Here is a 10486-nt window from a genome sequence, read left to right on the forward strand (position 1 = left end):
AACACAATGAACTTCCATATGGAGGCACTTTAATTATAGGGAATAAAATGATTGAAATCAAAGATATGGGGAAGCATTATTAAATTGTTTTAAATCAATTCATTCCAATTTATGGAGTTACTACATTTACACGGACATTATTTTAAGACTGTTTAATAAAAACAAATATCTTAGAATTATGAAACACCCAAAGAAGTAGAACTTGAAGTTAACAATTTAAAATATGTGGCATAGGTCTTAGAAAATTTGTCCGACTTTTTGTTGCAAGTCCAGTATATGAAGAAATTAATAATATTTTTATTAGTGTTAGAATGTATTGTTAGATGCTAAAATAGTAGTGATAATTCTATGACTAATATTTATGTAGTAATGAATGATAAAACTATGATATCACTAAATAATTTTAGTATGGGTAATTTTGTTTTAGCAGGATATTTAAAAGGAATTAAAGAAAATTATACGTGTTCAATTCCTAAAAATACAAACCTTAAAAGTGCAACAGGGTAAATTTTGGTGTGCGAATTTTACAATGAATAGGGTAATGAAATATTGAAAATTAATTAAAATAGGTTGTTTTATTGAAAAATCTTAATACATTTGTCCCAGATAATAAAAAAAATGATTTTAAACAAAATGAATATGTGTCCAATTATGATGTGTAAATTATGCACAGAGGATACTATTGTTTAAAACTTAAAATATAGAATAAACAACATGGAGCCTCTGAGAAATCAGAGGCTTTTTAGTATTAAATAATTATATAATGAATTTATTTTCTCAAAATATGATGTGTAAAAGTTGTTGTATGACGATGCAAATGATGCGTAGCACAATGAAACGATATTGCCTAAATTGAAAGGAGTAAATAAATCAACTCTAATTAAGTCCCTTTGGTAATATCTAAACCAAAGGGACTTTTTTTTTATCAAAAAATTAGAATTAAAACATTTAAAAAATATAATTATGAGTACTCAAAAATTTTCAACACAAGCATTACACGTAGGACACGATACTAATAAAACAGAGGGAACAAGAGCTGTTCCAATTTATCAATCAACTTCTTATGTGTTTAATGATTCGGAACACGCTGCTAATTTATTTTCTTTAGCAGAACCAGGATTTATTTATACAAGGTTAAACAACCCAACAAATGATATATTAGAAAAACGTTTAGCAGCAGTAGATGGTGGAATTGGGGCTGCTGTTTTTGCTTCAGGAACTTCAGCTATTTCAACGGCTTTACTTACATTATTAAAAGCAGGAGATCATATTGTAGCTTCAAGTACTTTGTATGGCGGAACTTTCAATTTGTTAAATGTTACGCTGCCAAGATTTGGAATAACAACAACGTTTGTAGATGCTTCAAATCTAGAAAATTTTAGTGAGGCAGTTCAGGAAAATACAAGAGCTGTATTTATTGAATCTATAGGAAATCCTAAACTGGATGTTTTGGATATTGAATCTATTGCGAAGGTTTCAAAAGAAAGTAAAATACCTCTAATTGTGGATAACACAGTAGCAACACCATATTTGTTAAATCCAATTAAACACGGAGCTAATATTGTAGTGTATTCTCTAACAAAGTTTATTGGCGGACATGGGAATTCACTTGGAGGGGCAATTATTGATGCAGGTAATTTTGATTGGACGAATGGTAAATTTCCTGAGTTTACGGAACCATCTAAAGGTTACCACGGTTTGGTTTATAGTGAAGCGTTGGGTGAAACAGCTTATACAGCAAAAGTTAGATTAGAAGGTTTACGTGATTTTGGCGGAGCGTTAAGTCCGTTCAATGCATTTCAAATAATTCAAGGATTGGAAACTTTACCAATTAGAATTGAAAAACACAGTCAAAATGCGCTGGAAATTGCAAAATGGTTAGAGGCTAAAGAAGAGGTTTCTTGGGTAAGTTATCCTGGACTAGAATCTCATGAGTCTTATAGTAATGTGCAAAAATATTTACCAAAGGGTCAAAGTGGAGTATTAACTTTTGGTGTAAAAGGAGGATTTGAAGCAGCAAAGACTGTGGTTGATTCAGTAGAAGTATTTTCATTATTAGCAAATATTGGAGATACAAAATCATTAATAATTCATCCTTCAAGCACTACGCATCAGCAATTAACAGATGAACAACAAGAAGCTTCAGGAGTTACGAGAGATCTAATAAGGCTTTCAGTAGGAATTGAAGATATTGTTGATTTAAAGCAGGATTTGAAAAATGCATTTGATAAAGTTGAAGCCTTAGTATTATAATTTATTTCAAGAGACGAGCAGATGAGCCAATTAAAAAAAATAGTAATATCCAATTTCACTCCTGAAAAGGGTGGAAACCCAGTTGAGATAAATCTTTCTTACCAAATATTTGGGAAAGAATTGCATACAGCACCAGTTGTTGTAATCAATCATGCCTTAACTGGAAATTCAGAAGTTGCGGGGAAAAATGGTTGGTGGTGTGAAGTAGTAGGAGTTAATAAAGTTATTGACACAAATAAATATACAATTTTATCATTTAATATACCAGGTAATGGATATGATGGTTTTATAATTAAAAATTACAAAGATTTTGTAGCAAGAGATATTGCTAAACTGTTTTTATTAGGACTTCAAAAGTTAGCAGTTAAAGAACTATTTGCTATTGTAGGAGGCTCTTTAGGAGGTGGAATAGCTTGGGAAATGGCAGTTTTAAATCCAACAATAACTAAACATTTAATTGCTGTTGCAACCGATTGGAAATCTACAGATTGGTTAATTGCAAATTGTCAAATTCAAGAACAATTTTTATCAAATTCTAGCAATCCTGTCCACGATGCTCGTATGCACGCAATGTTGTGTTACAGAACTCCTGAATCATTTAAAGAACGTTTTCAAAGATCTAAAAATGAAGCGCTTGAAATTTTTAATGTAGAAAGTTGGTTGTTACATCACGGTAAAAAACTACAGGAGCGTTTTCAATTATCTGCTTATAAATTAATGAATCAATTATTAAAAACAATTGATGTAACTAAGGGAAGAAACGAATATATTTTAGATACGATAAAAGCCAATATCCATATTATAGGTGTTGATTCCGATTTGTTTTTTACAGCGGAAGAGAATAAAGAAACACACAAACAATTAGCTTTAACAAATCCAAATGTGACGTATAATGAAATTAACTCGGTACACGGTCACGATGCTTTTTTAATAGAATATCAACAATTAGAAAAAATAATAGCACCAATTTTTAATCAAAGTTCTAAAAACAACATAATGAAAGTAGTAAAATTTGGAGGTAAATCTTTGGCAAATGGTAAAGGTTTAGAGCGAGTATTAGACATAATAACAACGAAGGTTTCTAATGGTGAAAAATTAGCTGTGGTAGTTTCAGCTAGAGGGAATTCAACAGATCATTTGGAATCTATTTTAGAAAAATCAAAGAATAATTTAGCTTATTTGGAAGAATTTGAGTTGTTTAAAAAATATCAAACAGAACAAGATAGCACCATTAATCTTAAGGATGAATTTCATTTGTTAGATGAAATTTTTAGAGGAGTAAAATTATTGGGCGATTATAGCAATAAGATAAAAGATCAGGTTTTGTCGCAAGGTGAAATTCTGTCTGGAAAAGTAATTACACATTTGTTAAATAAGAATGGCATAAAAGCCAATTTTGTGGATGCCAGAACTTTATTAAAAACAAATGGACAATTTGGTAAAGCACAACCAATTGAAAGTGTTTCAGAAGAAAATGTTATAGAACATTTTAGAAAACAAAGTAATAATACAATCCAAGTTATAACTGGTTTTATTGCCTCTAACTTAAATGGAGAAACAACAACATTAGGTAGAAATGGAAGTAATTATACAGCTTCATTAATAGCTAATTTTTTAAATGCTGAAGAATTTCAAAATTACACACACGTTAATGGAATCTATACCGCAAATCCAGATTTGGTTGAGAATTCAAAAAAGATAGAAAAACTGTCATATCAAGAAGCTAACGAAATGGCAAATTTTGGCGCCAATATTTTGCATGCTAAAACAATTATTCCTTTGATAGAGAAAAACATTCCATTAAGAATATTAAATACATTTGATGATGAAAATGAAGGAACTTTAATCGGCTCTGAATCTGAACAAGGAGGAATAAAATCGATAGTAGTACAAGATAATGTAGCACTTGTAAACTTAAAAGGAAGAGGATTACTTGGAAAAATAGGCGTAGATGGTAGAATTTTTACTTCATTGGGAAAAGAAGATATTAGTGTTAGTATTATTTCTCAAGGCTCATCGGAGCGTGGAATTGGATTTATTGTGGATGCTAAAAATGGGTATAAAGCAAAAAAAGTATTAGAAAATGAATTTAAGATTGAATTTCAAAGTAGAGATATAAGTGAGATTAACATTTCTGAAAATATAGCTGTAATTTCTATTATTGGTCAAAGTTTGTATTCATTTAATCAGCCTTATGGAGCATTAATAAAAAACCATATTACACCTGTTTTAATAAATAACACGGTAACAGGAGAAAATGTATGCCTAGTTGTAAAAAAAACAGATTTAAAGAAAGCTGTAAACGTAATTCACAGTGAAATTTTTGGAGTCTCAAAAAATGTGAATATTGCCATTTTTGGAAAAGGTTTGGTTGGTGGTACACTTGTAAATCAAATTTTAAAGAGTAAAGACCATATTTTGAAGCGAAAAAATATAAACTTAAACATTTTTTCTGTTGCAAATTCGTCAAATGTTTTATTGAAAAAGAATGGAATTTCAGCACACTGGGAAAAGGAATTAGAGTCAAAATCAGTAGGGAATTATCGTTTGAATGATGTGATTGATTTTGCTAAAAAAAATCATTTGGAAAATTTAATTGCTATTGATAATACTGCGAGTAGTAAATTTATTGAAAAATATATTGAGTTGGTAGAAAATGGCTTTGATTTAATTTCTTCGAACAAAATTGCAAACACAATAGATTACGTTTCTTATAAAGAATTACGTAAAAAAATTAAAGAAAATAAAAAATCATATTTATATGAAACAAATGTTGGTGCAGGTTTGCCATTAATTGATACGATAAAATTATTGCATGATTCCGGTGAAAATATAACAAGAATTAGAGGTGTGTTTTCAGGATCGTTAAGTTATTTATTTAATAATTTTTCAAAGCATGGCAGACCTTTCAGTGCAGTTTTAAAAGAAGCAATTGATAGTGGCTATACAGAACTAGATCCTCGAGAGGATTTAAATGGAAATGATGTAGGAAGAAAATTATTGATTTTAGCTCGTGAACTTGATTTACAAAATGAATTTGAAGATGTGAAAATTGAAAATTTAATTCCAGAAAATTTACGCAAAGGAACATCTCAGGAATTTTTAGGTAAATTAAGTGAAATGAATGTGTATTATCAAAATATAAAAGAACAACAACAAGAAAATCATGTACTAAGATACATTGGTGATTTATCGGGTGATTTGAAAAAAGATAAAGGGAATTTAGAAGTTAAATTAGTGTCGGTACCTGTAAATAGTGCTTTAGGTCAAATACAGGGTGCTGATGCTATTTTTGAAATTTATACAGAGTCTTATGGAGTAAAACCACTTGTAATTCAAGGCGCTGGGGCAGGAGCATCAGTTACAGCACGTGGTGTTTTTGGTGATATTTTGAGACTAGCAGATAAGAATTAAAGTACAAATAGAGAATAAATACAGTATATTATGAGTAAACATCATTTTGAAACGGAAGCTATTAGAACACAATTAGAACGATCGCAATTTCAAGAACATTCAACACCATTATACTTAACCTCAAGTTTTGTATTTGAAGATGCTGAAGAAATGAGAGCGTCATTTACTGAAGAAAAAAAGCGTAATATTTATTCTCGTTTTAGCAATCCAAACACAAGTGAGTTTGTTGAAAAGGTTGTGAAAATGGAAGGAGCTGAAGAGGGTTATGCTTTTGCAACAGGTATGGCTGCGGTATTTTCAACATTTGCAGCCTTGTTAACTAGTGGAGATCATATTATTTCTGCGCGTTCAGTTTTTGGTTCAACACATACATTATTCACCAACTATTTTCCAAAGTGGAATATTAAAACTTCCTATTTTGATATTAACAATCCTTCTGAAATAGAGGATTTAATTCAGCCTTCAACAAAAATATTGTATGCTGAATCTCCTACAAATCCAGGAGTAGATATTATTGATTTAGAATTGTTAGGAAATATTGCTAAAAAACACCATTTATTATTGGTAATTGATAACTGTTTTGCGTCACCCTATATTCAACAACCTATAAAATTTGGAGCAGATTTGGTGCTACATTCAGCAACTAAATTAATGGACGGCCAAGGTCGTGTTTTAGGAGGTGTAGTAGTTGGAAAATCTGACTTGGTACGTGAAATTTATTTATTTTCTCGTAACACCGGACCGACATTATCACCTTTTAACGCGTGGGTATTATCTAAAAGTTTAGAAACATTATCAGTTAGAGTTGAAAAGCATTGTGAAAACGCATTAAAATTAGCAGAATTTTTAGAAAATCACTCTAAAATTTCAAATGTGAAATATCCGTTTTTAACATCGCATCCTCAACATGAGATTGCTAAAAAACAAATGAAACTAGGTGGAAATATCATTGCAATTGAAGTAAAAGGAGGGTTAGAAGCTGGTAAAACCTTTTTAGATAGCATAAAAATGTGTTCATTATCAGCTAATTTAGGTGATACACGAACTATTGTTACGCATCCGGCATCAACAACGCACAGTAAATTATCAATTGAAGAACAATTAGCCACCGGAATAACACCCGGTTTGGTAAGAATCTCGGTTGGTTTAGAACATGTTTCCGACATCATTGATGATGTAAATCAAGCGATAACTAAATAATTTAACTTAAAAACTTTAAATATTAATATTTGTAATCTTTTTTCTTTAAATATAAAAGTCTATAGAGTAGGTAGAGTATTGAAATTAATGTACTTTTGACATCAGAAAAATCGAATAAATAAAAAATGATACTAGATCAAATTTTAACTTCAAATAAATCAAATTCTGAAAAAAGTTTTGAGGCTATTAAAAATTCAGAAAAAGCAACACGCAGTATTGTAAAGGCAATTAGTTGGAGAATTATTGGAACATTAGATACTATTATAATATCCTGGTTTATAACGGGACAAATAGCCATGGCATTATCAATAGGTTTGGTTGAAGTAGTAACTAAAATGGTGTTATACTTTTTCCACGAAAGAATTTGGAACTTCATAAAATGGGGTAAACAATAAAATAAAATAGAATGAAAAATTTAAATATAGAACAATTAAATAAAGATTTACAAGGCAAATCACCAGCCGAAATTATTAGTTGGGCATTAAGTATTGCTAAAAATCCAGTGGTTACAACTAATTTTCGTCCTTATGAAGTTGCTATTTTAAATGCTTGTACACAGGTTGATAAAAATCTAAAAGTAATTTGGTGCGATACAGGTTATAACACACTTCAAACGTATGCTCATGCAAATGAATTAATTGAAACATTAAGGTTAAATGTTTATTTATACGTACCAAAACAAACCACAGCGTATAGAGATGCAACTATGGGAATCCCTCAAATTGATGATCCAAAACATACAATTTTCACAGAACAAGTAAAATTAGAACCTTTTAATAGAGCAATGCGTGAACACAAGCCCGATGTTTGGTTCACAAATTTACGTAAAGGGCAAACAGCTTTTAGAAGTAGTATAGATATTGTTTCTATAAGTAAAGATGGTTTGTTAAAAGTAAGTCCGTTTTATTACTGGTCAGATGCTGAATTAGATACCTATTTAACTGAGCATAATTTACCAAATGAGTTTACTTATTTTGATCCAACAAAAGTATTAGAAAACAGAGAATGTGGTTTACATTCATAAAAATATCCTATGACAGAAACACTACATATAAACGCATTAGAGAACGAAGCAATTTACATTTTTAGAGAAGTTGCAGCTCAATTTGAAAAACCTGTCTTATTATTTTCGGGAGGAAAAGATTCAATAACTTTGGTTAGATTGGCTCAAAAAGCATTTTATCCAGCTAAAATTCCATTCCCATTAATGCATATTGATACGGGTCATAATTTTCCTGAAACAATTGAATTTAGAGATAGATTGGTTAAAGAATTAGGACTTGAATTAATTGTTAGAAATGTACAAGACTCTATAGATCAAGGAAAAGTAAAAGAGGAAACTGGAAGGTATTCTAGCAGAAATATGCTTCAAACTACGACGCTTTTAGATGCAATTGAAGAATTTAAATTTGATGCTTGTATTGGTGGTGCACGTAGAGATGAAGAAAAAGCAAGGGCAAAAGAACGTATATTTTCTGTGCGTGATGATTTTGGTCAGTGGGATGAAAAGAACCAACGACCTGAATTGTTTGATATGCTAAATGGTAATATAGAATTAGGTCAAAATGTACGTGTTTTTCCAATTTCAAATTGGACAGAATTAGACGTTTGGACGTATATTGAAAATGAAAATTTAGAAATCCCTTCAATTTATTTTGCACATAAACGAGAGATATTTGTTCGTGATAATATGATTTGGTCAGCATCGGAATATGTTTACAAAGATGAAGAGGAAGAAGTTGAAGAGCGTATGGTTCGTTTTAGAACGGTTGGAGATATGAGTTGCACTGCAGCAGTAGATTCGTATGCAACTACAATTAGCGAAGTAGTTGCTGAAATTAGAGATTCAAGCATTTCAGAACGTGGTGCAAGAATTGATGATAAACGATCTGAATCAGCCATGGAAAAACGGAAACAACAAGGGTACTTTTAATCAATTGAAAATTGATAATTCGTAATTTATAATTAAAAATGTCACACTAAGCATATCGAAGTGTAGTTTATAAATTCAAAATAAATAATAATAAAATAAAGCCAATAGCAACATGCGAATGGCAAATAGCTAAATAAATGGAAGTTTTAAAAATAGCAACAGCAGGAAGTGTAGATGATGGTAAAAGTACTTTAATAGGACGATTATTATACGATACAAAATCATTAACCGATGATAAATTAGAAGCCATTGAACGAAGCAGTAAACAAAAAGGGTACGATTATTTAGATTTCTCATTGGCAACAGATGGTTTAGTAGCAGAGCGAGAACAAGGAATCACTATTGATGTAGCCCATATATATTTTTCAACAAATACAAGAAGTTATATTATTGCAGATACTCCAGGTCACGTTGAATATACTAGAAATATGGTTACAGGAGCTTCAACTTCTCAAGCAGCAATTATCTTAATTGATGCAAGACACGGAGTTATTGAGCAAACGTATCGTCATTTTTTTATCAATAATTTATTAAGAATTAAAGACGTTATTGTAGCAGTTAATAAAATGGATTTGGTTGATTTTTCTGAAGGAAGATACAACGAAATTAAAGCTGACTTTATGAAGTTAGTAGCAAAAAGTGACTATGAAGATCAGAACATTACCTACATTCCAGTAAGTGCTTTAAAAGGTGATAATGTTGTTAAAAAATCAAATTCAATGGATTGGTTTACAGGCGAAACGTTGTTAAATCATTTAGAACGATTAGACACGCATGACATTTATAATAATGGAAAAATGCGATTTCCAGTACAATATGTTATTCGCCCAAAAACTGAAGAATATCATGATTTTAGAAGTTATGCCGGTAAAGTTTATGGAGGTAACTTAAATGTTGGAGATGAAGTGATCGTTCTTCCATCAGCAACTAAAACCAAAATAAAAGAAATTTACTTCAACGATAAAAAATATAAAAGTGCTGCACGTAGATCATCTATCTCTTTAACGCTAGAAAATGATGTAAATGTAAGTAGAGGTGATATGATTGTAAAAGCAACCGAATTACCCAAGGTTGAAAAACAACTTTCTGCCACTGTATCTTGGATGAGTAACAAAGAGTTAGCGGCAGGCTCAAAATATATATTACAACACGGTATTCATAAAGTGTTAGCAAAAGTAAATACAATCAATAATAAAATTGAAACCGATTTTTCAGGAATTGAAATTAATGTATCTAGTTTAAAAATTAATGATATTGCTTCCATTTCATTACAATTAAACAAACCTATTTTCTTCGATTCTTTTAAAGAACATAGAACAAACGGAGCATTTATTTTAATAGATCCTCAAACCAATAATACAGTAGGTGCTGGTTTTATTGATTAATAAAAAGCAATTTGACTTGTAAATAAACTTCATATTCCGTTTATTTGCAGTCAAGTTCATAAACAAACTGATAAAAGTTATTAAGAAAGGCAGAGGGAATAGACCTATTGAAGCCTTAGCAACCCTTTATTTATAAAGAAGGTGCTACGTTCTACCGCAATTTTGTGGGAAGATAACATAAGAACACTTCACAAAGTATCTTCTTCTTTTTTAATACTAATTATTTGGGCGTTACCGTAAACGGTCGGGCTTTTCGTTATATCTTTTTTTTCAAAAAAGGATGTCACTACAATCCCTAACG

General features: G+C 30.6%; 8 protein-coding genes and 1 riboswitch. All 8 genes read left to right on the forward strand.

Going from position 1 to position 10486, the window contains the following annotated elements:
- Window positions 1-348 precede the first annotated feature (348 nt).
- The 8 genes from QM495_RS09565 to QM495_RS09600 all read left to right on the forward strand — a co-directional run bounded on the left by QM495_RS09565 (window position 349) and on the right by QM495_RS09600 (window position 10185).
- Window positions 349-507 carry a hypothetical protein gene (locus tag QM495_RS09565; RefSeq protein WP_408671882.1) on the forward strand — a complete coding sequence of 53 codons (159 nt, stop codon included), beginning with the start codon at window positions 349-351 and terminating at the stop codon, window positions 505-507.
- A gap of 456 nt (window positions 508-963) precedes the next feature.
- Complete coding sequence (locus QM495_RS09570; RefSeq protein WP_408671883.1) at window positions 964-2253, forward strand: O-acetylhomoserine aminocarboxypropyltransferase/cysteine synthase family protein; 1290 nt, start codon at window positions 964-966, stop codon at window positions 2251-2253.
- A 21-nt stretch (window positions 2254-2274) separates the two neighbouring features.
- Window positions 2275-5667, forward strand: a complete 3393-nt coding sequence (gene thrA / locus QM495_RS09575; RefSeq protein WP_408671884.1) for a bifunctional aspartate kinase/homoserine dehydrogenase I — start codon at window positions 2275-2277, stop codon at window positions 5665-5667.
- 30 nt (window positions 5668-5697) lie between these two features.
- The gene (locus QM495_RS09580) at window positions 5698-6867 is read left to right on the forward strand and encodes a trans-sulfuration enzyme family protein (RefSeq protein WP_408671885.1); all 1170 of its coding nucleotides are present in this window, start codon (window positions 5698-5700) and stop codon (window positions 6865-6867) included.
- Window positions 6868-6992: 125 nt separating this feature from the next.
- A complete protein-coding gene (locus QM495_RS09585; RefSeq protein WP_408671886.1) occupies window positions 6993-7262 on the forward strand; it encodes a DUF2061 domain-containing protein in 270 nt (89 codons plus the stop codon).
- Between the two features lie 11 nt (window positions 7263-7273).
- Window positions 7274-7891 (forward strand): phosphoadenosine phosphosulfate reductase family protein, encoded by a 618-nt coding sequence (locus tag QM495_RS09590; protein ID WP_408671887.1) that lies wholly within the window; start codon window positions 7274-7276, stop codon window positions 7889-7891.
- A 9-nt stretch (window positions 7892-7900) separates the two neighbouring features.
- Window positions 7901-8800 (forward strand): sulfate adenylyltransferase subunit CysD, encoded by a 900-nt coding sequence (gene cysD, locus QM495_RS09595; protein ID WP_408671888.1) that lies wholly within the window; start codon window positions 7901-7903, stop codon window positions 8798-8800.
- Window positions 8801-8937: 137 nt separating this feature from the next.
- Window positions 8938-10185, forward strand: coding sequence for a sulfate adenylyltransferase subunit 1 (locus tag QM495_RS09600; protein ID WP_408671889.1), 1248 nt, complete (start codon window positions 8938-8940; stop codon window positions 10183-10185).
- A gap of 74 nt (window positions 10186-10259) precedes the next feature.
- A riboswitch (SAM riboswitch) is annotated at window positions 10260-10364 on the forward strand.
- Window positions 10365-10486: the final 122 nt, after the last annotated feature.

Source organism: Lutibacter sp., from assembly GCF_046055765.1.
Classification (GTDB): domain Bacteria; phylum Bacteroidota; class Bacteroidia; order Flavobacteriales; family Flavobacteriaceae; genus Lutibacter.

Coding starts and splice junctions, on each gene's coding strand:
- QM495_RS09565 (WP_408671882.1), top strand. CDS start 349: ATGACTAATATTTATGTAGTAATGAATGATAAAACTATGATATCACTA.
- QM495_RS09570 (WP_408671883.1), top strand. CDS start 964: ATGAGTACTCAAAAATTTTCAACACAAGCATTACACGTAGGACACGAT.
- thrA (WP_408671884.1), top strand. CDS start 2,275: ATGAGCCAATTAAAAAAAATAGTAATATCCAATTTCACTCCTGAAAAG.
- QM495_RS09580 (WP_408671885.1), top strand. CDS start 5,698: ATGAGTAAACATCATTTTGAAACGGAAGCTATTAGAACACAATTAGAA.
- QM495_RS09585 (WP_408671886.1), top strand. CDS start 6,993: ATGATACTAGATCAAATTTTAACTTCAAATAAATCAAATTCTGAAAAA.
- QM495_RS09590 (WP_408671887.1), top strand. CDS start 7,274: ATGAAAAATTTAAATATAGAACAATTAAATAAAGATTTACAAGGCAAA.
- cysD (WP_408671888.1), top strand. CDS start 7,901: ATGACAGAAACACTACATATAAACGCATTAGAGAACGAAGCAATTTAC.
- QM495_RS09600 (WP_408671889.1), top strand. CDS start 8,938: ATGGAAGTTTTAAAAATAGCAACAGCAGGAAGTGTAGATGATGGTAAA.